Annotated in this window: 19 protein-coding genes and 1 pseudogene; 4 read left to right on the forward strand and 16 right to left on the reverse strand. The window is 71.3% G+C overall.

Annotated elements, in window-relative coordinates; translation table 11 throughout:
- Positions 1–22: 22 nt before the first annotated feature.
- The 4 genes from QWU11_RS21830 to QWU11_RS21845 form a co-directional block, all read right to left on the reverse strand.
- On the reverse strand, positions 23–1771 hold the full coding sequence (locus QWU11_RS21830) for an ABC transporter substrate-binding protein (protein ID WP_290116017.1): 1749 nt from the start codon (positions 1769–1771) through the stop codon (positions 23–25).
- A gap of 54 nt (positions 1772–1825) precedes the next feature.
- The gene (locus tag QWU11_RS21835; protein ID WP_290116018.1) at positions 1826–2827 is read right to left on the reverse strand and encodes an ABC transporter permease; all 1002 of its coding nucleotides are present in this window, start codon (positions 2825–2827) and stop codon (positions 1826–1828) included.
- Between the two features lie 265 nt (positions 2828–3092).
- Positions 3093–3509 carry a hypothetical protein gene (locus QWU11_RS21840; RefSeq protein WP_290116019.1) on the reverse strand — a complete coding sequence of 139 codons (417 nt, stop codon included), beginning with the start codon at positions 3507–3509 and terminating at the stop codon, positions 3093–3095.
- Between the two features lie 130 nt (positions 3510–3639).
- Positions 3640–4620: a DUF5937 family protein gene (locus tag QWU11_RS21845; protein ID WP_290116020.1), complete on the reverse strand. Its 981-nt coding sequence runs from the start codon at positions 4618–4620 to the stop codon at positions 3640–3642.
- Between the two features lie 70 nt (positions 4621–4690).
- On the opposite strand from QWU11_RS21845, the gene QWU11_RS21850 reads away from it, so the two are divergent.
- Positions 4691–5926, forward strand: a complete 1236-nt coding sequence (locus tag QWU11_RS21850) for an MFS transporter (RefSeq protein ID WP_290116021.1) — start codon at positions 4691–4693, stop codon at positions 5924–5926.
- On the opposite strand, the gene QWU11_RS21855 is transcribed toward QWU11_RS21850, so the two are convergent.
- The 4 genes from QWU11_RS21855 to metH all read right to left on the reverse strand — a co-directional run bounded on the left by QWU11_RS21855 (position 5877) and on the right by metH (position 12084).
- The gene (locus QWU11_RS21855) at positions 5877–6524 is read right to left on the reverse strand and encodes an HAD family phosphatase (protein WP_290116022.1); all 648 of its coding nucleotides are present in this window, start codon (positions 6522–6524) and stop codon (positions 5877–5879) included. The two genes, QWU11_RS21850 and QWU11_RS21855, sit on opposite strands and share 50 nt — an antisense overlap.
- 113 nt (positions 6525–6637) lie before the next feature.
- Complete coding sequence (locus QWU11_RS21860; protein WP_290116023.1) at positions 6638–7576, reverse strand: aldo/keto reductase; 939 nt, start codon at positions 7574–7576, stop codon at positions 6638–6640.
- 57 nt (positions 7577–7633) lie between these two features.
- Positions 7634–8548, reverse strand: a complete 915-nt coding sequence (locus QWU11_RS21865; protein ID WP_290116024.1) for an aldo/keto reductase — start codon at positions 8546–8548, stop codon at positions 7634–7636.
- A 53-nt stretch (positions 8549–8601) separates the two neighbouring features.
- The gene (gene metH, locus QWU11_RS21870; RefSeq protein ID WP_290116025.1) at positions 8602–12084 is read right to left on the reverse strand and encodes a methionine synthase; all 3483 of its coding nucleotides are present in this window, start codon (positions 12082–12084) and stop codon (positions 8602–8604) included.
- A 164-nt stretch (positions 12085–12248) separates the two neighbouring features.
- Between metH and QWU11_RS21875 the strand changes: the two genes are divergently transcribed.
- Positions 12249–12707, forward strand: a complete 459-nt coding sequence (locus QWU11_RS21875) for a universal stress protein (protein ID WP_290116026.1) — start codon at positions 12249–12251, stop codon at positions 12705–12707.
- Between the two features lie 99 nt (positions 12708–12806).
- Positions 12807–13658 (forward strand): PAC2 family protein, encoded by an 852-nt coding sequence (locus tag QWU11_RS21880; RefSeq protein ID WP_290116354.1) that lies wholly within the window; start codon positions 12807–12809, stop codon positions 13656–13658.
- Here QWU11_RS21880 and QWU11_RS21885 read toward each other — a convergent pair.
- Entirely contained in the window at positions 13625–15559 is a 1935-nt protein-coding gene (locus tag QWU11_RS21885) for a glycogen debranching N-terminal domain-containing protein (RefSeq protein WP_290116027.1), read from the reverse strand. The two genes, QWU11_RS21880 and QWU11_RS21885, sit on opposite strands and share 34 nt — an antisense overlap.
- 95 nt (positions 15560–15654) lie before the next feature.
- Between QWU11_RS21885 and QWU11_RS21890 the strand changes: the two genes are divergently transcribed.
- On the forward strand, positions 15655–16656 hold the full coding sequence (locus tag QWU11_RS21890; protein WP_290116028.1) for a UDP-glucuronic acid decarboxylase family protein: 1002 nt from the start codon (positions 15655–15657) through the stop codon (positions 16654–16656).
- A 36-nt stretch (positions 16657–16692) separates the two neighbouring features.
- Here the strand turns inward: QWU11_RS21890 and QWU11_RS47375 are convergent, their stop codons facing one another.
- The 7 genes and pseudogenes from QWU11_RS47375 to QWU11_RS21920 all read right to left on the reverse strand — a co-directional run bounded on the left by QWU11_RS47375 (position 16693) and on the right by QWU11_RS21920 (position 24901).
- Positions 16693–16818 (reverse strand): DUF397 domain-containing protein, encoded by a 126-nt coding sequence (locus QWU11_RS47375; RefSeq protein WP_354670882.1) that lies wholly within the window; start codon positions 16816–16818, stop codon positions 16693–16695.
- Positions 16764–17276, reverse strand: a pseudogene (locus QWU11_RS21895) (helix-turn-helix transcriptional regulator); the annotation flags it as partial. The pseudogene QWU11_RS21895 and the gene QWU11_RS47375, both read right to left, overlap by 55 nt.
- A 172-nt stretch (positions 17277–17448) precedes the next feature.
- Positions 17449–20034: a hypothetical protein gene (locus QWU11_RS21900; protein ID WP_290116030.1), complete on the reverse strand. Its 2586-nt coding sequence runs from the start codon at positions 20032–20034 to the stop codon at positions 17449–17451.
- Between the two features lie 36 nt (positions 20035–20070).
- A complete protein-coding gene (locus tag QWU11_RS21905; RefSeq protein WP_290116031.1) occupies positions 20071–21699 on the reverse strand; it encodes a glycoside hydrolase family 13 protein in 1629 nt (542 codons plus the stop codon).
- Positions 21700–21740: 41 nt separating this feature from the next.
- Positions 21741–22604: a carbohydrate ABC transporter permease gene (locus QWU11_RS21910; protein ID WP_290116032.1), complete on the reverse strand. Its 864-nt coding sequence runs from the start codon at positions 22602–22604 to the stop codon at positions 21741–21743.
- Positions 22601–23608 carry a sugar ABC transporter permease gene (locus QWU11_RS21915; protein WP_290116033.1) on the reverse strand — a complete coding sequence of 336 codons (1008 nt, stop codon included), beginning with the start codon at positions 23606–23608 and terminating at the stop codon, positions 22601–22603. Before QWU11_RS21915 ends, QWU11_RS21910 begins: the two co-directional genes overlap by 4 nt.
- 57 nt (positions 23609–23665) lie before the next feature.
- The gene (locus QWU11_RS21920; protein ID WP_290116034.1) at positions 23666–24901 is read right to left on the reverse strand and encodes an ABC transporter substrate-binding protein; all 1236 of its coding nucleotides are present in this window, start codon (positions 24899–24901) and stop codon (positions 23666–23668) included.
- Positions 24902–24904 lie beyond the last annotated feature (3 nt).

The following is a 24904-nucleotide window of genomic DNA, read 5'->3' on the forward strand; positions in this document are numbered from 1 at the left end:
CTGCCTTCTATGGGACGAGGGGCTACTTCACGCCGAGCTGGGCGTAGTCGTAGTAGCCGTTGAGGCCCTGGCTGACGTAGGCGTTCTTGACGTTCGGCGGCCGGTAGAGCAGCTGCTTGACGTCCAGGAACGGCACCATGTACGCGTCGTCCATGACCTTGGCGTCGACCTGTGCCCAGATCGCGCCGCGGGCCGTGTCGTCCGCGGTCGTGGTCGCCTTGTCGATCATCGCGTCGACGTCCTTGTCGGTCACACCGAGGTTGGTGTTACCGGCGTCGCGGATGACGCGGCTGTCGACGATCTGGGACAGGTAGCCGAAGCCCTCGGTCCAGTCCGCGCCCCACGACATGCTGAGCAGGCCGAGGCCGTTCTTCTTCACGTAGGCCGGGTTACCGGCGTACAGCTTGAAGTAGTCGCCCTGGGGGTACTTCTTGATCTCGGTCTTGATGCCGACCTTCTGCAGGCCCTGCTGCATCGCGAGCGCGGCGTTGATCTCCTTGGGCCGCTCGGTCCGCGCCGAGATGACGGTGCTGAAGCCGTTCGGCTTGCCGCACTGCTGCAGCTCGGACTTGGCCTTGGCGACGTCGCCGTGGTTGCCCGGGCCCGAGGGGTACGGGTTGATGTCCTGGTTGCCGGGGATGAGCGGCATCATCAGGTGCGTCGCGACGTCACCGCCGGACAGCGGGCCGCCCCACGCGGTCTGCATCGCGGCCTTGTCGGTCGCGTACTCCACCGCGCGGCGGCAGTGGATGTTGTCGAACGGCGGCACCGACGAGGAGATCGAGATGTAGTTCAGCCGTGCCGTCGGCGAGGAGTCCGCGTTCTTCTTCAGGTTCGGGTTCGACTGGATCTTGGCCGCGGCGGCGGCCTGCACGCCGGTGCCCGCCACGTCCATGTCCATCGACCCGGCCATCAGGCGGTTGTCCAGGTCGTCGGCGTTGATGCCGATCTGCACCTGGATCCGGTCCGGCAGCTGCTTGCGATTCGGGTCGGTCGAGGGGTCCCAGTTGGTGTTGCGGACCAGGTTCAGCGACTTGCCCGGCGTGTAGTTCTCGAACTTGTACGGGCCGGTGGAGACCACGTGCATCTTGTAGTTCGCACCCGTGTCCTTCGCCTGCGGCACCGGGATGGTGGCCGGCAGCATGGCGAAGTAGTCGAAGCCGGAGAACGGCTTCTTCAGGTGGAAGATGATCGTGTTGTCATCCGGCGTCTCGACGGCCTTCAGACCCAGCTTGCCCGGGGTCTTGTCCTTGTAGGGCGAGGTGTAGCCCTTGGTGTCGAGGAAGTCGTTGAAGTACGTCGGCCCGTTCGGGAAGGTGTTCTTGTCCAGTGTCCGCTCGACGTCGTACTTCACGTCCTGGGCCCGGACCGGCGTGCCGTCCTCGTACTTGATGCCGGGCTTGAGCTTGTAGGTCCAGGTCTTGAAGTCGGCGCTGTGCTCGCCGAGGTTCTGCGCCAGGTCGGGGACCAGCTGCAGGCCGTCCTTGCCGGGTCCGGGCTTGAACATCGTCAGCGCCCGGCCGTACAGGTGGATGAAGTCCCACGAGTAGCCGTAGTACGTGTCGGCCGGGTCGACGTTGTCCCAGTCGCCCGCGTTGCCGATGCGGAGCGTTCCGCCGGTCTTCGTCGACGGGTTGACCGTGCTGGTCAGGCCCGCGTTGAAAGTGCCGTTCCCGCTGCTACTGCTGCCGGAATCGCCGGTGCCTCCGCACGCGGCGAGGGCGAGGGCCAGTGCTGCGCCCACCGCCACCAGAGGGGTCTTTCTCCTCATTTGGTCGCATTCCTCCTTTAGGAACGAACTCTGAAAATCGACCGATCAGTGTGATCAGCGGGTACGGGGGTCCAGCGCGTCGCGAAGGCCGTCGCCGAACAGGTTGAAGGCCAGCACGGTCACGAAGATCGCCAGACCGGGGACGATCATGAACCAGGGGTCCACGGAGTAGATCGGGACCGCCTGGGCGAGCATGCCGCCCCACGTCGGCGTCGGCTCGTTGACGCCCACGCCCAGGTAGGAGAGCGCCGCCTCGAACAGGATGTTCGTCGGGATGAGCAGCGTGGAGTACACCAGGATCGGTGCGATGAGGTTCGGGAGCAGCTCGCGGAAGAGAATGTAGGGCGCCCGCGCGCCCATCGAGCGCGCGGCGTCGACGAACTCGCGCTCGCGCAGCGAGAGCGTCTGTCCCCGGATGATCCGGCCGATGTAGGCCCAGTTGAAGAATCCGATGATGAAGATCAGCAGCGCGATGCGCAGGCCGTTGCCCTCCAGCCCGAACACCTTGCCCTGCACGACGCCGGCCAGCGCGATGGCGAACAGCAGGATCGGGAAGGCCAGGAAGATGTCCATGGCCCGGGCGATCACCGTGTCGACCCAGCCGCCGAAGTAGCCGGCGACGATCCCGAGGGTGGAACCGATGATCACCGACAGCATGGTCGCGAGGAACGCGATGAGCAGGGAGATCCGGGCCCCGTAGACGATCCGGCTGAAGATGTCGCGGCCGTTCGTCGGCTCGATGCCCAGGGGGAAGTTCCCGCTGATCCCCGAGTGCCACGGGCCGTGCAGCGGGCGCTGGAGGTTCGGGTCGATCAGGTCCTGGTGGAACTCGCTCGGCGGGTGGCCGAACCAGGAGCTCAGCAGGGGCGCGAAGATCGCCATCAGGACGAGCAGGAGGACGAGCACCCCGCCCGACATGGCCACCTTGTCGCGCCGTAGCCGCATCCAGGCGATCTGACCGAGCGAGCGGCCCTCGACCTTGCCGCCCATCCCCGCGAGGACGGCCTCGGGCTGTGCCTCGACGTCGGAGCCAGACACCTCGATCGGTGCGGTCACTACGGATACCTCCCACGCTCGGCGGCCTTGCCGTCACGGACCGACCGGCCGCTCCACATGCGAAACCGGGCATATGGGGAGCCATATGCGTCCATTGGAGAGGGAACCTACCTCTCCCGGGACGACTCTCATGCCCGGGAGCAGGTCGGCGCTAGTACCCGTGTCTCGATTGTGATCTCGTCGTCATCAAGGGCGTATGGGGTGTTACACGATCGTGAGCAAATGCGCTTCCGACGTCACACCAGTCACATATCGGCGCAGGTCATCAACTGATGCCGCGGTTCTTCAAGATCTGCTCGATCTCGGCCAGGTCGGGGTCCGCCGAAGGCTGCCGCTTCTCGATCGCGGCCTTGGGCGCGCCGCCGGAGGGGGCCCGCTGGGCCTTCTTGCGGCCGGAGTCCACCTCGGGGGTCTCGCCGCCCTTGCGGAGCATCACGCCGGAGGTCATGTACAGCACCGCGCCGAGCCCGAGCACGACCACACCGGCCCACTTGACCGGGCTGAAGACCAGGTCCGAGAGGAACTTCGTCAGGCCGGTCAGGTACGCCCCGAGCGGGACCAGGGACCAGGCGGCGCCGCGCAGGCCGGAGGCCGCGCCGCGCCTGCGCAGCGCGGCCCAGCTTGCCGCCAGCCCCAGCACCGTGACGGCCAGGCTGATGGAGAAGAGAAAGAAGTCGCTCATCACGGCACCTCGCTGCGCCGGGCTCCCCGGGCTGTTCACAAGGCCGGGCGGACCCGGCTTTTCGTACGACTGGTCCCCCCATGGTTACACGTAATGACGCGATCGTTCTCCTTCCGCAGGACGGTCGGGGCTACTCCCCCGGCATGAGCCCTCCGGCGAGGGCCCGGCCCAGCGGCGTACGCCGATAGCGCACCTCATGGCCGTTCCGCCGCCGGGCGAGGAGCCCGGCGCCCTCCAGCGCGGACAGGTGCGCCGAGACGGTGGAGGGCGCCAGGCCGTGCCGCGCGGCGAGCGCGGCGGTCGAGGCGGGCTCGGCCAGATCGGTGAGGATCAGCGCCCGGGTGCGCCCGAGCAGGCGCGCCAGCGGCGCCGGCGCCGCCGCGCGGCCGCCCAGCAGGGCGCCGATGCCCCGGGCCGGGTAGACGAGCGTCGGCCGCCAGGGCGGGTCCACGACCGCGGTCACGCTGGGCCACACGAACGCGCTGGGCATGAGGATCAGCCCGTCGCCGCCGAGCGGGCGCTCCAGGTCCTCGTGGGCCGGCTCGATGACGACGGCGTCGCCCGCCCAGCGGATCCGCTCGTGCAGGCCGCCGACGACGTGGCCCAGGCCGTGCGCCGCCAGGATCCGCGAGCGGTACTCGACGTCGGCGTCGATCAGCTCCCGCACGCGCGGCCACCACGGCAGGACGAGCCGCCGCCAGGCGTCCTCCACGTGGTCCGCGAGGCGGTCGCGCGCCGCCCCCGGGTCCTCGATCATGACGCGGACGACGGCGGACGCCACGCAGTGGCCGGGGTCCACGCGCCGCAGCTCGGCCGCGACCTGCTCGGGCGGCGTGGCGCGCACGGCGTCGAGCTGGGCCTCGATGGACGGCGCGGCGCCCTCCGGGGGCTGGCAGAGGAAGTCGGGGTTGTAGCCGCGCGGGCTCTGCACGGCCAGCAGCTCGGCCGCCGGGGGCCGGTCGCGCACCCGCTCCCACCACGGCCGCAGGTACGGCCGGGAGCGCGGGTCGACGAACGCGCGGACGGCCTGGGCCGTCTCCCAGAGCGGGGAGGTGGCGAACCGGCAGCGCAACAGGTCGCCGCTGCCCGCCACCAGCCGTGTCACGGCCATGTGCGCCCCCTTCATTCGCCGCTGAACGAATCCTTCGCGTCGGAAGCGTACGCTCTGTCAGCGTCCGCGGGTGACCACCACCACCCGGCCGGGCCGCTACCGCGACGCCTTCGCCGCTCCGGAGTTCCGCTCGCTGTTCGGGGCCCTCGTCGTGTCCATGCTCGGCTACGTCGTCGCCGGGCTGGCGCTGACCGTGCTGGTCTACCGGCAGACGGCGTCGCCGCTGCTGTCGGCGCTGACCTTCACGATGGCGTTCCTGCCCTACCTGTTCGGCGGCACCCTGCTGTCGGGGCTGGTGGACCGGGTCCCGCCCCGGCGGCTGCTGGCCGGCTGCGACCTCGGCTCCGCGGCGATCGTGGCGGTGATGACGCTACCGGGCACGCCGGTGCCGGCGCTGTTCGCGCTGCTGTTCGCGATGAGCCTGCTGACCCCGCTCGCCGCCGGGGCGCGGGGCGCGCTGGTCGCGGACGTGCTGCCGCCCGCCGCCGTGGTGCCGGCCCGCTCGCTGCTGCGGATGGTCTCCCAGGGGGCGCAGATCTGCGGGTACGCGATCGGCGGCGGGCTGCTGGCGGTCCTGTCGCCGCGGGCCGTGCTCGGCGGTGAGATCGCGACGTTCGCGGCCTCGGCGCTGGTGTTGCGGGTGTCGCTGCGGCGCCGCCCGGCGCGCGGGCGGGCCGGCGGCTCGCTCGCGGGCGACTCGCTGCGCGGGGTGGCGGAGGTGCTGCGGAACGCGCCGCTCCGCCGGGTGATGTTCCTGGGCTGGCTGGTGCCGTTCGTCGCGGTCTGCCCCGAGGCGCTCGCCGCCCCGTCCGTGGCCGCGCGCGGGCTGCCGTCCTCGGCCACCGGCTGGTGGCTCGCGGCGGGACCGCTGGGCACGGTCGCCGGCGAGGTGGCCGGGATCTACCTGATCCCGGCGGCCCGGCGCGGGCGGCTCACCGCGCCGCTCGCCGCCTGCGGATTCCTGTCGCTGCTCGCCTTCGCGCTGCACCCGCGCCTGGTGCCGGCGGCGCTCCTGCTGGGCGCGGCCGGGCTGTCCGGGGCGTACATGCTCGGCCTGGACCAGCTCCTGCTGGACGTCACGCCGCCGGAGCTGCTCGGCCGCGCGTACGCGGTGAACTCCGCGGGCCTGATGACGACCCAGGGGCTGGGCTTCGCGGCGGCCGGGGCGCTCGGTGAGGCCGTACGGCCCGACACCGCGATCGTGGTCGCCGGCGTGGCGGGCCTGGCGGTGGTGGCGCTGTGCCGTCCGCGGCCCCTCAGACGAGGGAGCGCAGCCGGGCCAGGTCCACGTCCCGCAGCGAGGTGACGACCGTACGGCCCGGGGCCTCGGGGATCGGCACGACGCTCGGCACCGCCACGACGTGACAGCCGGCGGCGGTCGCGCTCTCGGTGCCGTTCGGGGAGTCCTCCAGCGCGACGCAGCCGCGCGCCTCGACGCTCAGGAGGCGCGCCGCGGTGAGGTAGGGCTCCGGGTGGGGCTTGGTGTTCTCGACCTCGTCGCCCGCGACCGTGACGGTGAACCGGTCGCGGCCTATGCCGTCCAGGGCGTACTCCATCAGGGCGCGGTTCGTGGAGGACACGAGCGCGGACGGGACACCCGCCTCACGCACCTCGTCCAGGAGCTCCTTGGCGCCCGGCATCAGCGGGACGTTGGCGCGCAGCCGCTCGGTCATGCCCGCCAGGAGCCGACGCGCGACCTCCTCCGGCTCCGCGACCGGCCCGGTGAGCGAAAGCATGTACGCGACGGTGCGGCCGATCGAGCCCCCGACCAGCGTCTCCTGGTCCTCCGGTCCCCACGTGCGCCCGAGCTCTGCCATGATCTCGGCCTCGGTCTCGAACCAGAGCCGTTCGGAGTCCACGAGCAGCCCGTCCATGTCGAACAGGACCGCCTGAAGCACCTGCATCGCCTCCTCGGCGCGCCGGGGGAATCGGATGCACGAGCCTATGTGAGGTCCCGACCGGTCCGGCCCGCCCCGGACCGGGGCGGGCCGGGGCGGGCCGGGGCGGGCCGGGCGTGTCAGGCGGCCGCCTCGGTCAGGCGGTCCAGCTCCTCGGCGGTGAGGCTCAGGCCGGCCACGGGCAGCAGGTCGGCGAGCTGCCCGGGCGTACGGGCGCTGGCGATCGGCGCGACGACGCTCGGCCGGGCGGCCAGCCAGGCGAGCGCGACCGCGGCCAGGGTGGTGTCGTGGGCGGCGGCCACCTCGTCCAGGACGCGGAGGGTGGTCAGGCCGCCCGCCTCGTTCAGGTGCTCGCGGGCGCGCTGGGCGCGGGGACTGTCACCGTCCGGGCCGCCCGGGCGGTACTTGCCGGTGAGGAAGCCGCGGGCGAGGCCGTAGTAGGGCAGCACGCCGATGTTCTCGCGCTCGCACAGGTCGGCCAGGTCGCCCTCGAAGGCGTCGCGGTCGACCAGGTTGTACTTCGGCTGCAGGGCCACGAAGCGGGCCAGGCCCTCGCTCTCGGAGATCTTCAGGGCCTCGGCGAGGCGGGGCGCGCTGTAGTTGGACGCGGCGATGTAACGCACCTTGCCGTCGCGTACGAGGCCGTCGAAGGCCTCCAGCGTCTCCTCCAGCGGCGTGTTCGGGTCGTCCCGGTGCGCGTAGTACAGGTCGATGTGGTCGACGCCGAGCCGGCCCAGCGACGCGTCCGCGGCGGTGCGGATGGTGCCGGCGCGCAGGTCGTCCAGCTCCGGGGCCGCGCCCACCTTCGTGGCGATCACGATGTCGTCGCGGCGTCCGCGCCGGGTCAGCCAGCGGCCGATGATCCGCTCGGACTCGCCGCCGGAGTTGCCCGGCACCCACGCACTGTAGGCGTCGGCGGTGTCGATGAAGTCGCCGCCCGCCTCCGCGTACGCGTCCAGCACCGCGAACGAGGCGTCCTCGTCTGCGGTCCAGCCGAAGACGTTGCCGCCAAGGCACAGCGGGAAGACGTCGAGTTCCGTGTCAGCAATCTTGGTCATGGCGGGAACAACACGCGTCCCCCGCGTGTTTCTTCCTGCCCGCTCGTCCCGTACGGGTCAGGCGGCGGCCCGGGTCAGGCGGTCCAGCTCGTCGGCGGTGAGCCGCAGCTCGGCCACGGGCAGCAGGTCGGCGAGCTGCCCGGGCGTACGGGCGCTGGCGATCGGCGCGACGACGCTCGGCTGGGCGACCAGCCACGCCAGGGCCACCGCCGCGACCGTGGTCTCGTGTGCGGCGGCGACCTCGTCCAGCACGCCGAGCGCGGCGATGCCGCGGTCGTTGAGGTACTCACGGGCGCGCGGGGAACGGGGGCTGTCGCCCTCCGGGCCGCCGGGCCGGTACTTGCCGGTGAGGAAGCCCTTGGCGAGGCCGAAGTAGGGCATGACGCCGATGTTCTCGCGCTCGCACAGCTCGGAGAGGTCGCCCTCGAAGGCGCCGCGGTCGACGAGGTTGTAGTGCGGCTGTAGTGCCACGTAGCGGGCGAACCCCTCGCGCTCGGACACCTTGAGGGCCTGGGTGAGCCGCGGCGCGTCGAAGTTGGACGCGGCGATGTAGCGCACCTTGCCGGCCCGTACGAGGGCGTCGAAGGCGGCCAGCGTCTCCTCGACCGGCGTGTTCGGGTCGTCCCGGTGCGCGTAGTAAAGGTCGATGTGGTCGACGCCCAGGCGTTCGAGAGACGCGTCGGCCGCGGAGCGGATCGTCTCGGCGGTGAGGTTCTTCAGGCCGGGGGCCATGCCGACCTTGGTGGCGATCACGATGTCGTCGCGGCGGCCACGGCGGGCGAGCCAGCGCCCGATGATGCGCTCGGACTCGGTGCCCGCATAGAGGTCGGCGGTGTCGATGAAGTCGCCGCCCGCCCGCGTGTAGGCGTCCAGGACCGCGAACGAGGCCTCCTCGTCGGCCGTCCAGCCGAAGACGTTGCCGCCGAGGCAGAGAGGGAAGACGTCCAGTTGCGTGTCAGCGATCCTCGTCATGGGACGACGATAGCCCTCACCAGGGTGTTCGCCCTCACCGCCTCCCCGGTGGCTCAGGTGTTGAAGTACTTCGCCTCCGGGTGGTGGATGACGATCGCGTCGGTGGACTGCTCGGGGACGAGCTGGAACTCCTCCGACAGGCTCACGCCGATCCGCCCCGGCCGCAGCAGCTCGACGATCTTGGCGCGGTCCTCCAGGTCGGGGCAGGCGCCGTAGCCCAGGGAGAACCGCGCGCCGCGGTAGCCGAGCTTGAAGAACTCCTCGACGTCGCCCGGGTCCTCGCCGCCGAAGCCCAGCTCGGCGCGCATGCGCGTGTGCCAGAACTCGGCCAGCGCCTCGGCGAGCTGCACCGACAGGCCGTGGAGTTCGAGGTAGTCGCGGTAGGCGTTCTTCTCGAACAGCTCCTGCGTGCGGTGGCCGACCCTGCCGCCGACCGTGACGAGCTGGAAGCCGACCACGTCGACGTCGCCGGACTCGCGGGAACGGAAGAAGTCGGACAGGCACAGGTGCCGGTCGCGCCGCTGGCGGGGAAAGGCGAAGCGGGTGCGCTCGGACCCGTCGTCGTGCAGGACGACCAGGTCGTCGCCCTCGCTGACGCACGGGAAGTAGCCGTAGACGACGCCGGCCTCGACCAGGCCCTCGGCCCGGATCCGGTCGAGCCACATCCGCAGCCGCGGGCGTCCCTCGCTCTCGACCAGCTCCTCGTACGTCGGGCCCTCGCCGCCGCGCGCGGCCCTGAGGCCCCACTGGCCCATGAAGGTCGCGCGTTCGTCCAGGTAGGCGGTGTAGTCGGCCATCGGGATGCCCTTGACCACGCGGTCGCCCCAGAACGGCGGGTTCGGCAGCTTGTTGTCGGCCGCCACGTCGGAGCGGGCCGGCATGGCGCCGGGCTCGGTGACCTCCAGCCGGGCGCCCGTCCGGACGCGGCGCTCGCGCAGCGGCGGGAGCGTGGCGCCGGACTCGCCGCGCTTGACGGCCATCAGGGCGTCCATGAGCCGCAGGCCCTCGAAGGCGTCCCGCGCGTAGCGGACCTCGCCGGGGAACAGTCCTGCGAGGTCCTGCTCGACGTAGGCCCGGGTGAGCGCCGCGCCGCCGAGGAGCACCGGCCAGCGCTCGGCCATTCCGCGGGAGCTGAGCTCCTCGAGGTTCTCCTTCATGATCACCGTGGACTTGACCAGCAGGCCGGACATGCCGATGACGTCGGCCCGGTGCTCCCTGGCGGCCTCGAGGATGGAGGACATCGGCTGCTTGATACCGAGGTTGAAGACCTCGTAGCCGTTGTTGGACAGGATGATGTCGACGAGGTTCTTGCCGATGTCGTGCACGTCGCCCTTGACCGTGGCGAGCACGATGCGGCCCTTGCCCTCCTCGTCGGCCTTGTCCATGTGCGGCTCGAGGTAGGCCACCGCGGTCTTCATCACCTCGGCGGACTGCAGGACGAACGGAAGCTGCATCTGGCCGGAGCCGAACAGCTCGCCGACGGTCTTCATGCCCTCCAGCAGCACCTCGTTGACGATCTCCAGGGCCGGCCGCTGCGCCAGCGCCTCGTCCAGGTCGGCGTGCAGGCCGTCGAGCTCGCCGTCGACGATGCGGCGCTTCAGCCGCTCCCACAGGGGCAGGCCGGCGAGCTCCTCGGCGCGCGCCGCGCGTACGGACGCCGCGTCCACGCCCTCGAACAGGTCCAGGAACCTCTGCAGCGGGTCATAGCCGTCGCGGCGCCGGTCGTACACGAGGTCGAGCGCGACCTGACGCTGCTCGTCCGGGATCCGCGCCATCGGCAGGATCTTGGAGGCGTGCACGATGGCGGAGTCGAGGCCCGCGTTGACGCACTCGTTGAGGAAGACCGAGTTGAGGACGATCCGCGCGGCCGGGTTGAGCCCGAAGGAGACGTTGGACAGGCCCAGCGTCGTCTGGACGTCCGGGTAGCGGCGCTTCAGCCCGCGGATCGCCTCGATCGTCTCGACGGCGTCGCGCCGTGACTCCTCCTGGCCGGTGCCGATCGTGAAGGTGAGACAGTCGACGATGATGTCCTCGACGCGCATGCCCCAGCCGCCGGTGAGGTCCTCGATGAGCCGGGTCGCGACGCGTATCTTCCAGTCCGCCGTACGGGCCTGGCCCTGCTCGTCGATGGTGAGGGCGATCACGGCGGCGCCGTGCTCCTTGACCACCGGCATGAGCCGGGCGGTACGCGACTCGGGGCCGTCGCCGTCCTCGTAGTTGACGGAGTTGATCACGGCTCGGCCGCCGAGCATCTCCAGGCCCGCCCGGATCACCGGCGGCTCGGTGGAGTCGAGCACGACCGGCAGCGTGGCGGCGGTGGCGAAGCGGAAGGCCAGCTCCTTCATGTCGGCGGCGCCGTCGCGGCCGACGTAGTCGACGCACAGGTCGAGCATGTGGGCGCCGTCGCGCGCCTGGTCGCGGGCGATCTTGACGCAGTCGTCCCAGCGCTCCTCGATCATCGCCTCGCGGAACGCCTTGGAGCCGTTGGCGTTGGTGCGCTCGCCGATCGCCAGGTAAGAGGTGTCCTGGCGGAACGGCACGTGCTGGTAGAGCGAGGCGGCGCCGGCCTCACGCCGTGCCCTGCGGCGGGCGACCGAACGGCCGGGGCGCGTGCCGAGCCGCTCGACCAGGGCGCGGATGTGCTCGGGCGTCGTGCCGCAGCAGCCGCCGACCAGCGACAGGCCGAACTCGGCGGTGAAGGTGTCGTGGGCGTCGGCGAGCTGCCCCGGGGTCAGCGGGTAGTACGCGCCGTCGGCGGTCAGCTCGGGCAGCCCGGCGTTGGGCATGCAGGACAGCATCATGGTCGCGTGCCGGGCGAGGTAGCGCAGGTGCTCGCTCATCTCGGCCGGGCCGGTGGCGCAGTTGAGCCCGATGACGTCGAGCCCGAGCGGCTCCAGCGCGGTCAGCGCGGCGCCGATCTCCGAGCCGAGCAGCATCGCGCCGTTCTGCTCGATGGTGACCTGGCCGATGAGGACGGTCTCGGTGCCCGCGGCGGCGATCGCGCGCTTGGCGCCGATGATGGCGGCCTTGGCCTGGAGCAGGTCCTGGCAGGTCTCGACGATCAGGCCGTTCGCGCCACCCGCGATCAGGCCGGCGGCGTTGCGCTCGTACGCGTCGCGCAGGTCGGCGAAGGGCACGTGGCCCAGGGTCGGCAGTTTGGTGCCCGGCCCCATCGACCCCAGGACCCAGCGCGGGCGCTCGGGGGTGGAGAGTCCGGCCGCGACTTCGGCGGCGATCCGCGCGCCGGCCTCGGAGAGTTCCGTAATGCGGTCGGTTATCCCATATTCGCCGAGATTGGCGAGGTTTGCCCCAAAAGTATTTGTTTCGACGCAATCCGCGCCGGCCGCGAAGTATTCCTCGTGCACACCCCGGACGATGTCGGGTCTGGTGGCGTTGAGGACCTCGTTGCAACCCTCGTGACCTTCGAAGTCGTCCAAGGTGGGAGCGGCCGCCTGGAGCATCGTCCCCATGCCCCCATCGGCCACGACGACGCGGTCACGGAGGGCCTGGCGCAGTGTCTGTGGAGTCGCGCTCATGTCAGGACAGTTTATCGGCGGGCCCTTCAGCGCCGGTTGTGCGTACGTGCGGTCAGGCCCGGTTCGGCGCGGTGACCGACATCACGGCCTGCGCGCGGCGCGTAACCATTAGCGTCCTATTGCGTTGTCGTCTAACAAGCACTCTGCGCCCCCAGGGAGACCCCGTGGCTTCGTACCGCAAGATTCTTGTCGGCACCGATGGTTCCGACTCCTCGTTCCGCGCCGTGGAGGCGGCCGGCCGGGTCGCGGCCGACTCCGGGGCCACCCTGCTCCTGGTCTGCGCGTACCAGCAGATGCCCGACCGCGAACGCGCCCGCGCGAGCGACCAGCTCGGCGACCTGGCCTACAAGGTCGAGGGCTCCACTCCCGCCGACGACGCCCTGCGCGCCGCGCGTGAGCGGGCCATCGCCTCCGGCGCCGGGGAGGTGGAGGAGATCGCGGTGGCCGGCGACGCGGTCGACACCCTGCTGCGGCTGGCCGGTGACCAGGAGGTCGACCTGGTCGTGGTCGGCAACCGGGGCCTCAACAGCCTCGCGGGGCGCCTTCTCGGCTCTGTTCCCGCCAACCTCTCCCATCGCGCGCATTGCGACGTCCTCATCGTCCACACGACGGACGGCAAGTAGTCTCCTCCATCGTCGGCTGATCGCGGGTGGGCACCGAGCGGCTTACAGGACATAGGCTTGAGATGTCGTGTAAAGGACGCACCGATGGGGAGGCAGCGCGTGGTCGAGCTCGACGATGTGCCCGAGCTCGTCGAGCCGGTGGTGATCGCCGCCTTCGAGGGGTGGAACGACGCCGGTGAAGCGGCGAGCGGCGTGATCCAGCATCTGGAGGAGAGCTGGGGTGCCACCCCGCTGGCCGCACTCGATCCCGACGACTACTACGACTTTCAGGTCACGCGTCCCACGGTCGAGATGGTCGACGGGGAGACCCGGCGCATCAGCTGGCCCACGACGCGGCTCTCGCTGGCCAAACTGCCCGACTCCGACCGCGACGTCGTCCTCGTCCACGGCATCGAGCCGAACATGCGCTGGCGCTCGTTCTGCCAGGACCTCGTGGGCATCATGCTGGAGCTGGGCGTCGAGACGGCCGTGCTGCTCGGCGCCCTGCTCGCGGACGCGCCGCACACCCGGCCGGTGCCGGTGACCGCGGCCTCCTCCGACACCGGGCTGACCACCCGGCTCCAGCTCGAGCCCGCGCGCTACGAGGGACCGACCGGCGTGCTCGGCGTGCTGCAGGACGCGTTCGGCACCGCCGGGCTGGAGACGGTGTCACTGTGGGCGGCGGTGCCGCACTACGTCGCCCAGCCGCCCTCCCCCAAGGCGACCCTGGCGCTGCTGCGCTGGGTGGAGGACCTGCTGGACGTCTCGGTGCCGATGGGCGACCTGCCCGAGCAGGCCCGCGCCTGGGAGCGCGGCGTCAACGAGCTCGCCGAGCAGGACACCGAGGTCGCCGAGTACGTACGGGCGCTGGAGGAGCAGAAGGACGCCACCGAGCTTCCCGAGGCGAGCGGCGACGCCATCGCGCGGGAGTTCGAGCGCTATCTGCGCCGCCGCGGCGGCGACCCCGACTGACGCACGGCCAGTTCCGGGGGCACGCCCTCGGCCGTGACGCCGCCGTCCCCGTCGAGCTCGAACGCCAGGGTCGCCGCGCCGATCCGGACGCCCTCGACCCTCGCGGCGACGCCACGGAGAGGCGCGAGCCCGAGACGCCCGGCGGGCACGTCCGGGTCCAGGCCCAGCAGGACCGTCACCAGCGCCGGTGAGACGGCGGCGCTCCACGCCTGCGGCCGGCACGCGGCCGGGTAAGGGCGGGGCGTGCCGGTGCGCTCGCCGGAGAACAGCTCGGGCAGCCGGTGGCCGAACGCCGGTGCCGCCCCGACCAGCCCACGCGCCAGACGCGCGGCGAGCCCGTGGTGGCCCGAACGGCTCAGGCCGAGCATCGCGATGGCCGTGTCGTGCGGCCAGACCGAGCCCAGGTGGTACGACACCGGGTCGTAGCCGGCCGCGCGGTCGGTCAGGGTGCGCAGGCCCCAGCCGGAGTGCAGCTCCATCAGCCGCTCCGCGACGCGCGTCTCCTCCTCCGGGGTGAGCAGGCCGGTGCCGGGCAGGTGGCCGATGTTGGAGGCCAGGCCGTCGACCGGCCGGCCCTCGCCGTCCAGGGCGATCGCCGGGTACCCCTCCTCCAGCCAGAACCGGTCGCGGAAGCGTACGGCCAGCGCCTCGGCCCAGCTCCGGTCGGCGGCGCCGCCGAACGCCTCCAGCAGGTCCGCGCCGAGCGTCGCCGCCTGGTAGGCGTACGCCTGCACCTCCGCGAGCGCGATCGGCGGCGCCGCCCGTGTACCGTCCTCGTGCTGCACGCCGTCGGAGGAGTCCTTCCAGCCCTGGTTGGGCAGCCGCTCGGCCGACCCGCGGTAGGACACGAACTCCTCGAACGAGCCGAGCCAGGCCAGCGCGGCCCGTACGGCGGGCAGGAGTTCCTCCACCTCGGCCGCGGGCATCCCCCACCGCCACGCCTCGGCCAGCGTGACCACGAACAGGGCCGTGGCGTCGACCGACCCGTAGTAGACCGGCGGCAGCCGCCCGGGGGCGTACGCGGGCCGCAGCTCGTGCGGGATCTTGCCGGGCTCCTCCTCGGTGACCGGGTCGTGGCCGGTGCCCTGGTGCCGGGCCAGCGCCCGCAGTGTGCCGGCGGCCAGTTCGTGGCCGAGTGGGAGGGCGAGCCGGGCGGACCACAGGGCGTCCCGGCCGAACAGCGTGAGGTACCACGGGCTGCCGGCCGCGCAGTAGAGGTCGCCCTCGTCGGCGAGCAGCAGGACGCCGAGGTCGGCGACGCCCTGGGCGACGAGCGCGCCGAACCGGCCGTCGGCCGCCTCCACCTTCAGCGGTCCCCACGGCGGCGGGCCGGCCGGCGGTGCGGGGTGGAAGCCCGGCGCCCTCGGCGGCGTCGCCCGTACGCCGAGCGTGGTGGTGTGGTGCTCGCCGGGGGCCAGGGTCAGGGTCGCGCGCGTGCTCCCGGTCAGGGCGATCCGGTAGCCGCCGATCTCCACGGTGCCCTCGTGCAGCGGGGTCTCCGGCGGGGGCGGGTCGCCGGCCTTCACGGCGCTGATCTCGGCGAGGTCGGCCGCGACCGTCACCGCGAACTCCGTGGTGACCGGCCGGTCGCCCGTGTTGCGCACGGTGATCCGCTCGGTGCCGCCGTCGCAGGCGACCTCGCGGACCCGTTCGACGGCGAGGGGTCCGGCGGCCGCGGTGAAACGGGCGCCGCCCGCGCCCGTCCGTGTCGCCGCGACCGGCCGGGGCTCGGCGCCGCCGACGGTCACGCGCAGACGGGAGAGCACCCGGCGGTCGGAGACGTACAGGCCGTCGACGCCGCCGGTGAGCTGCCCGCTCGGCGGGGACAGCCAGGTCGCGGGGGCGGCGAGGCAGGTGAGGTGCTCGTCGAGCGCCGGCCGGCGGAGTGCGTGCGGGGGCATCTCCCCATTGTGGTGCGGTCCCGGTTCGTGGTGCGGTCTCGGTTGACGTTCGGTCGCGGGCTGCGCTTAGCTGCGGGAGACGGGCGGGGGCGATTTTGCGCAGGGTGGTCATCACTGGGGGCGCCGGTTTCGTCGGTTCACATCTGTGCCGCCGTTTTCTGCGCGACGGCGACGAGGTCGTCTGCGTCGACAACCTCCTCACCGGCGATCTCTCCAACGTCGACGAACTGCTCGCGAACGAGCGTTTCCTGCTCATCCGCACGGACGTCGCCGAGCACCTGGACGTCCCCGGGATCGTCGACGCCGTCCTGCACTTCGCCTCCCCGGCCTCGCCCGCCGACTATCTCCGGCTGCCGCTGGAGACGCTCAGCGTGGGTTCGTCCGGCACACGGAACGCGCTCGAACTGGCCCTCCGGAAAGACGCCCGGTTCGTGCTCGCGTCGACGTCGGAGGCGTACGGCGATCCCGAGGAACATCCGCAGCCGGAGACCTATTGGGGCAATGTCAACCCGGTCGGCCCGCGCAGCGTGTACGACGAGGCGAAACGCTTCTCCGAAACGCTCACGACGGCGTACCGGCGCTACAAGAAGGTCGACACGGGGATCGCGCGGATCTTCAACACGTTCGGGGAGTACATGCGCCCCGACGACGGGCGCGCCATTCCGGCGTTCATCGGCCAGGCGCTGCGAGGCGAGCCCATGACCGTGTCCGGCGACGGCTCCCAAACCCGCTCGGTCTGTTACGTGGACGACCTGGTGGAGGGCGTCGTACGGCTGCTCGACTCCGGCGAGCCGGGCCCGATCAACCTGGGCAACACGGACGAGATGCCGATCCTGGCGCTGGCCGAGCTGATCCGCGAACTGGCCGGGTCGGACTCGGAGATCCTCTTCGTCGACCGGCCGGTCGACGACCCGGCGGTCCGCCGGCCGGACATCACACTGGCCCGCACCCTGCTGGACTGGGAGCCGCGAACACCGGTCCGCACGGGCCTGGAGCGCACGATCCGCTGGTTCGCCGGGCAGCTCGTCGAGACGTCCCCGGCGCGGCCGTGGGCCGGTCCCAGCCGGGTCGGAGGAACAGGCCCAGGCGGCCGCTGACGCCGCGGATCTCGGTGATCTCCCCGCCGAGGATCGTCAGGCCCGGTGATCGCTTTCCGTCACTGCGACCTCGACACAGTCGCCTTCCTGCGCGCCGCTGTAGGTGCTCTTACGAGATGCGCGAGTTGCTTTCGCATCACCGCCGCACCGCCCATCGGCCAGTCGAGGACACTCTCGGTCAGCAACACCCGCAGGATGGGCGACGGATCCCTGGTAAGGACCTCCTGGCGCGCCATACGCCGCTCCAACACGCCATCGGCGTCCGAAACCCCGCTCGCCTCTATCAGCGCGTGAGCGTATTCGGGCAACTGAAGCAGCCCCGGAACGACTATCGACTCAAAGAGCTCGATGACCGACGCCTGGGCCTCGATGTCCTCATGCTGCTTGATCCAGTTGGGGTCATGGCCGAGGCGGGCGTACCAGAGCATCGTCCCGAAATGGCCGCCGGTCTGCCAGCGCTCGTCAAGGACGGCGGCCTGGTGTTCGTCTAGTTTCGCCTCATTGTTCTCCAGGCGGGAGAGACTGGAGCGCGCGCAATTGATCAGCCTGGCGACCGCGTCGCCGGACAGACCACGCTGGGCGCGGAAGAAACGCAGGTCATGGGCGAGCCACGCCCACATCGAGGACCGTGGATCCGGTGATGGCTTGGGGAGCACGGCGACAGATTAGCGCGCGACATTTATTCCCGCTCCCCTTTTCCAGGCTCTTATAAATGCAGCAAACGAATTATCCCCAAATAACAGACAGAAAGCCGGACGCCCGCAGGGGCGCCCGGCTCTCCGTGCGACGAAATCAGCGCAGCGTCACGGCGAGTACCGACCGGCCGCCCCGTTTACCTGCCTCCGTCACGACCTCGCTCCCCCGCGCCGTCCGCCGTATCTGGTACGCGACGCTTCTCCCGTTCAGCGTCACCGACCTCACCGACGCGCCCGCCGGCAGCACCTGACCGATCAGCAGGGTCGCGCCCGGCACCCGGGCCGTCACCTCCGTGCGCAAGGACCGTGGCGACGCCCACGCCGCCACGTCCACCGAACCCCGGCCCAGCCGCACGTTGCGGCCCGCCACCCGAGGCTGGCCCGGCGGCACCTGCGGCACGACCTCCACGCGGCCCCGGCCCAGGTCCGGCGAGACCCCGAGCTGCTGGCTCACCACCGGCCACAGGTTCCCGTACGCTCCCCACGCCTGCAGGACCATCGAGCGTTCGGTCAGTTTGCGGTCGATGTTCGGCGGGTCGAAGTCCGGGCTCGGCGCGATCTCCGGCATCGCCCCCGGCATCTCGTAAACCGCCGGGTCGAGCTGCTGGCGCGCGTTGTCGTCGGTGTAGACGCGCTGCTGCGCCAGCCGCCCGTAGTTCCCCTCGGCGACCGCCATGATCCCGGTGTTGATCGTGAACGCCTCGCGGTCGCTCTGCACGCTCGACACCGCCGTGTCACACGCGGGCCCCTTGTCGCCGCCCTCCGCCGACGTCGGACCGGTTCCCGTGTGGAACAGACCGTTCGCTCCCGTGTAACAGGGCTTCTCCCGCTGGTCCAGGACCTCACGGGCGTGCTCGTCGGAAGCGAGCGGGTGCGGGACCCGCCCGGCCCGTACGAGTTCGGCGTCAAGCGGCGTCAAGCCGATCCAGTGCCGCTGGAAGATCTTCGTGTTGTCATTGGCGGGGTCATCGGGGTCATCCAGCGAGTCGGCGAACTGGTGCGTGTCCCCGCCGTTCCACCACGCCCGGTCGAAGCGCGCGGTCAGGCCGTCGGCGTGCGTCGTGGCCCACGAGACGGTGGCCGTGTCGCCCTCGGCCCGCGCCAGGTCCGCCAGGTCGTACAGGCCGCGCACCGTGTAGACCGTGTTGTCGAGCTTCTCCACGCCCATGCCGGCGCGCTCGACGTTGCCGAGCCCCTCCGGCCAGCCGTCGCCGTCGGCGTCCAGTCCCACCACGTAGTGCATGTTCCGCTTCGCGAAGCCGTACACCTCGTCGAGGAAGGACCGGTCGCCGGTCCAGCGCCAGACGAGCGCCGCCGCGCTGGGGTACTTGGCGGTCTCATCCGTGTTGCCCTTGTCGTCGTTGGCGCCGAAGTACACCGAGCCGTCCGAGACGACCTCGTGCACGACCTTCCCGCTGCGGTCGTTGACCACGTCGCTGACGTCCCGGAGCGTACGCAGATGGTCCTCGATCGCGTCGAACCGTCCCGCGGCGACGGTCGCGAACGCGGTGAACTCCCCGTCCGTGCCGAAGATCCACGGATAGTCCGGCCAGCCCGCGCCGATCCACCGGGCACGCTGCAGCGTGCCCGCGGCCGGCGGGTACCGCTTGCCCTCCGACGTCACCCGCAGGCGCAGGTCGTCGGCCTGCTGTACGGAGTCGGCGAGGTTCTGCTTGCTCCACTCGACGCTCCGCTGGAGCAGGCGGTCGCCGGGCAGGTCGACCACCGTGTTCGCGGCGGCGGACCGGCGGGCGGCGATCTTGCGGGCGAGCAGGCCGGCCGGGTCGCGCAGGGCGGCGCCGAGCGCGGCGCGGGCCTCGGCGGTGCCGTGGTCGGAGCCGGCGACGGCCAGCCAGACCGTGGTGCCGTGCCCGGCGGGCAGCCGCACGTCATAGGAGAGCCGCCCGCCCGTGCCCTTGCCGAACGACGAGTCGTCGCAGCGCTGGGGCGTGGTGCCGGTGGCGGGGCAGATCACCGGCGGGTCCTGCGGCCCCCGGTGACCCGCGCCCAGCTCGTGGGCGACCGGCGTACGGTCCGCGGCGACCATGGCCGCGAAGTCGTGCGCCGGGGCGTTCGGCACGTCCGGGGTGCCCCGCTCGCGGAAGACGAGTGATCCGCCGTCGTACGCGCCGGTGTCGGGCAGGTTGCCCGCCTGCTGGTCCGGCGTGGTCGACCCCCAGGGATAGGCGGTCATCAGCTCCGAGTGCGCGTCCACGTCCAGGCGTACGGTCCGCGCCCTGGGCGAGGTGAGCGTGAGGCCGATGAGCCCGGCGCGTACGCCGTCGGGGGCGACGTCCGTACGGTCCACGCGCACGCCGCCGGTGTCGTACCGGATCCGCGTGTAGCCCTGCCCGGCGGTGAAGCTCTCGGCCTTGACCTGCCCGCCGAGCCAGGCGCCGCCGAGGCCGAACCACACGCCGTCGAGCAGTTTCAGCGGGGGTGTCCAGAGGCCCCCCATCTCCCCCGCCGTGTGCCAGCCGGCCGCCGGATAGAGACCGTCCTCGGTGGAGACGGAGTAGAACCGGTCGCCGATGACGACCGACCGCCGGTCGGGCAGCCGGGTCTTCTCGGTCAGCTCACCCGGTCTCGGCGGGGCCGCCGCGCGGCCCGGCACGGCGTGCACCGTGCCGGAACCGGCGATGAGGACGAACGCGACCGCGAACGCCGTGAAACGTCTTCGCATGGGGTACCTCCTCGATGTCCCCCGAGTTCGGACGGATCAGACGGCCAGCCACACCGCCGTGTCGCCGGGGAGCGCGCCGCCCTCGACCGGGCCGCTGGCGAGGAGCACTCCGGTGTGGGCCGGCAACGTGTACGGGGCGCCGGAGAGGTTGACCGCGCAGACGAAACCGGGCGTACGGGAGAAGAGCAGCACGCCCTCCGGGGTCTCCTCCCAGTGAAGATCGCCCTCGCCGAGCGCCGGGTGCTCGCGGCGCAGGCGCAGCGCCGCGCGGTACAGCTCCAGCATCGAGGCGGGGTCGCCGGACTCGGCCTCGACGGTGAGGTCCTTCCAGATCTCCGGCTGCGGCAGCCAGGTCGCCGCGCCGTCCGGGCCGAAGCCGAACGGTGGCGCGTCGCCGGACCACGGGATCGGCACGCGGCAGCCGTCGCGGCCACGGGAGGTGTGCCCGGAGCGCTCCCAGACCGGGTCCTGGAGCTGGTCCTCGGGAATGTCCTCCACCTCGGCCAGCCCGAGCTCCTCGCCCTGGTAGACGTACGCGCCGCCGGGCAGCGCGAGCATGAGGAGCGCGGCCGCGCGGGCCCGCCGCCGGCCCATGTCGAGGTCGAGCGGCGCGGTCTCGTCGGCGCGGGGCCCGCGGCCCTCGGTGTGCGCGCGGCCGTACCTCGTGACGTGCCGTACGACGTCGTGGTTGGACAGCACCCAGGTCGCGGGCGCGCCCACCTCACCCAGCGCCTCCAGGCTCGAGTCGATGACCTCCCGCAGCTTCGCGGCCTCCCACGGGGCGCGCAGGTAGTCGAAGTTGAACGCGGTCTGCAGCTCGTCGGGGCGTACGTAGCGGGCGAGCCGCTTGGGGCCGCTCACCCACGCCTCGGCGGTGAAGATCCGCTCGCCGTCGTAGCGGTCGGCGACCTTGCGCCACTCGCGGAAGATCTCGTGGACGCCGTCGCGGTCCCAGTGCGGGTGGTCCTCGCGCTTGGTCGGCTCCAGCACGTCGCCGGACTCGCCCACGTCGGGCAGGCCCTCCTGCTTGATCAGCCCGTGCGCGACGTCGATGCGGAACCCGTCGACGCCCCGGTCGAACCAGAAGGCCAGGACCTTCTCGAAGTCGCGGCGGACCTCGGTGTTCTCCCAGTTGAGGTCCGGCTGGGCCTCGGCGAACAGGTGGAGGTACCACTCGCCGTCGGGCACCCGGGTCCAGGCGCTGCCGCCGAACATGCCCTGCCAGTCGTTCGGCGGCAGCTCGCCCGACGCGCCCTTGCCCGTACGGAAGACGTAACGTCCGCGCTCGGGACTGCCGGGCCCGCCCGCGAGCGCCGCCTCGAACCAGGCGTGCTTGTCCGAGGTGTGGTTGGGCACGATGTCCAGGATCACGCGCAGGCCGTGGTCGTGCGCCTCGCCGATGAACTCCTCGGCGCCGGCCACCGTGCCGAACACCGGGTCGATGCCGGTGTAGTCGGCGACGTCGTAGCCGGCGTCCACCATCGGCGAGGGGTACCACGGGGTGATCCACACGGCGTCGACGCCGAGGTCGCGCAGGTACGGCAGCCGGGACCGGATGCCCGCGATGTCGCCCACGCCGTCGCCGTCGCCGTCGGCGAAGCTCCGGATGTAGATCTGGTAGATGACCGCGCTGCGCCACCAGGGCGCGGAGTCCTTCGCGTGCACGTCGTCCTTTCGATGCCGGGGGGCCGGCGGTCGGGGCAGGGCTACTTCACGCCGCCGGCGGTCAGGCCCGCGATGATGCGGCGCTGGAAGATCAGTACGACGATGACGAGCGGGACCGTGACGATCACGCCGGCCGCCATCTGCGTACCGAAGGGCTGGTCGAAACCGTACGCGCCGGTGAACTTGGAAATCGATACCGTGGCGGTCTGCATCTCCTTCTTGTTCACCATGCTGAGCGCGATGATGAACTCATTCCACGCGGCGATGAACGTGATGATCGCCGTGGTGAAGACGCCCGGCGCCGACAGCGGGATGATGATCTTGCGGAACGCCTCGCCGCGCGTGCAGCCGTCGACCATCGCGGCCTGTTCCAGCTCGAACGGCATCTGGCGGAAGAACGCGGTGAGGTTCCAGACCGCCAGGGGCAGCGCGAACGACAGCGTCGGCAGGATCATCGCCTGGTAGGTGTTGATCCAGCCGATGTCGCTGAACAGCTTCAGCAGCGGGATGATCAGCGAGATGCCGGGGAACATCGAGGTGGCGATGACGACGCCCAGGACGGCGTTCTTGAACCGGAAGTGCAGGCGCGCCAGCGCGTACGCGGTGAGCGTGCCGACCACCAGCGTGATCACCGTGGTCAGCCCGGCGACGACGAGACTGTTCAGCAGGTTGCGCCCGAAGCCGACGCCCGGCTTGAAGACGGCCGAGAAGTTCTTCACCGACCAGGGCGCGGGCAGCGCGGTGTTCTCGAACTGGTCCTCCGGGCGCCGGAACGCCGAGACGACCATCCAGTAGAACGGCACCAGGCAGTAGATCACCACGACCGCCATGCCGGCGTACGGGAGGAACCTGCGCGGGGCGGACCCGCGGCGTGCCCGCGGGGCGGGAGCGACGGCGGTGGTCATGTCGTCACCTCCCGGGGGACGGTCAGCGGCTTGCGCTTCGGCTTCGCGGGCTTGGCCGGGCGCGCCTGCCGCATGTCGCCGATGATGTCGGCGCCGAGCAGCTTGACGAACGCGTAGGCGACGACCGCGACGTAGACGAACAGGATCGTGGCGTACGCGGCGGCGGGGCCGTACCTGAGGTTGGTCGCCTCGTCGTAGGCGATCATCGTCAGCGTCTCGACCGAGTCCTTGTGCAGGCCGATCAGCACCACGGGCAGGTCGAACATCCGCAGCACGTCGAGGAGACGGAACAGCACGGCGACGAGCAGCACGGGCTTGACCATCGGCAGGGTGATCCGCCAGAACGTCTGCCAGGCCCCCGCGCCGTCGACGCGGGCCGCCTCGTACACCTCGCGCGGGATCACCTGGAGCCCGGCGAGCACGAGCAGGCCGACGAACGGGGCGGTCTTCCACGTGTCGGCGATGAGGACGGCGAGCTTGGCGTGGAAGCCCTCGGTGGTCCACAGCACCTGCTTGCCGATGACGGCGTTGGCGACGCCGTCGGCCTGGAAGACCCAGCGCCAGAGCAGGCCGGAGACCACGGTCGGGATGGCCCACGGGACGAGGATGCTGGCCCGTACGAAGCCGCGGCCGCGGAAGGCCCGGTGCATGACGAGGGCCATCAGGACGCCGAGGACGGTCTCGACCAAGACGCCCACGACGGTGAAGAACGTGGTGTTGCCGAAGGCGTTCCAGAACGCGTGGGAGCTCGGGCCGGTGAAGATGTCGCGGTAGTTCTTCAGGCCGACGAACTTGTCGCCCTGCACGACGAAGCCGTTCGCGTCCAGCCCCTGGCCGCGCTGGAACAGCGACTGGTACAGCGCCGCGATGACGGGATAGCCGACGACCAGCGCTAGGACGATGAAGGTCGGCGACAGCAGCGTGGCGGCCAGGCGGCCCGAGCCCTGGACGTCGCGGCGCCGCCGCCTGCGGGCGGTGACCGGCCCGGCGGTGGTAATGGTCATGACTCCTCCTTGGAGCCCGTGGCGGGACGCCGGGGGCGTCCCGCCACGGTTCAGCCGCTACTGCTGGGTCAGCGGCCCGAGCTTGGTCTGCAGGTCGGCGAGCGCCTGGTCGGTGCTCGTCTTCCCGGTGAGCGCCCCGTAGACCGCCTCCTGGATGGCGGTGGTCACGTCGTTGTAGCGCACGGCCTGCGGCCGGGCCTTGGCGTTGAGGAGGGAGGCCTTGAGCGTCGGCAGGTACGGGAACTTCTGCTGCAGCGCGGGCTCGTCGTACAGCGAGGCGAGGGTCGGCGCCTCGGAGCTGGCGATCAGGTTGAGCCGCTCGGTGTTCTCGCTGGTGAGGTACTTGATGAAGTCCAGCGCGGTGGCCTTGTTCTTGGCGAAGGAGGAGATCGCCAGGTCGTGGCCGCCGAGGGTCGGGGCGCCGGGGCCGTTCAGGCCCGGCAGCGGCGCGACGTCGAACTTACCCTTGACCTTGGGCGCCTTGCTCGACAGCGCCCACTGGTACGGCCACTGGCGCAGGAAGACGAGGTCGCCCTTCTCGAAGGCACGCCGGGCGTCCTCCTCCTCGTACGTGATGGCCTCCTTGGGGATCATCCCGCTCTTGAAGCCCTGCACGAGGAAGTTCAGGCCCGCCTTGGCCTGCGGGGTGTTGACGTTCGGCTTGCCCTGGGCGTCCACGACCGTGCCGCCGGCACTGTCGACGGCCTCGGAGAAGTTACAGGTCAGCCCCTCGTACTTGTCGAACTGCCCGCCGTAGCAGCCGACGCCCTTGATCTTGGAGCAGTCGGTCTGCAGCTCGGCCCAGGTCTTGGGCGGCGTGGTGATCCCCGCCTTCTGCAGCAGGTCCTTGCGGTAGTAGAGCAGGCCGGCGTCGGTCTTCCACGGCGCGGCGTACATGTTGCCGCGGTACTCACCGGTCTGCACCGCCGAGGGGAGGAACTTCGAGAGCGTGAACTGGTCCTTCGGCAGCGCGGTGACCCACCGGTTGGCCGCGAACTCCGCCGTCCACACCACGTCGAGGTTGAGGACCGTGTACGCGTCGGACTTGGTCTGGGCGTTCTGCACCATCTGCTGGCGCTGCTGGTCGGCGCTCTCCGGCAGCTCGATGAGACGCACCGTCTCCTGCGGGTGCGCCTTGTTCCAGGTGTTGATCTGGTTCTGGACGTTGCCCGAGGTGTCCTTGCCCTGGGCCAGCGTGATCGGACCGCGTCCGGTCAGCTCGCCCGTCGCGGCGCCGGACTTCTTGTCATCCGACGAGCCGCCGCAGGCGGCCGCGAGGGTCACCGTCGCCACGAC

Source organism: Actinomadura sp. DC4 (assembly GCF_030406325.1).
Classification (GTDB): domain Bacteria; phylum Actinomycetota; class Actinomycetes; order Streptosporangiales; family Streptosporangiaceae; genus Actinoallomurus.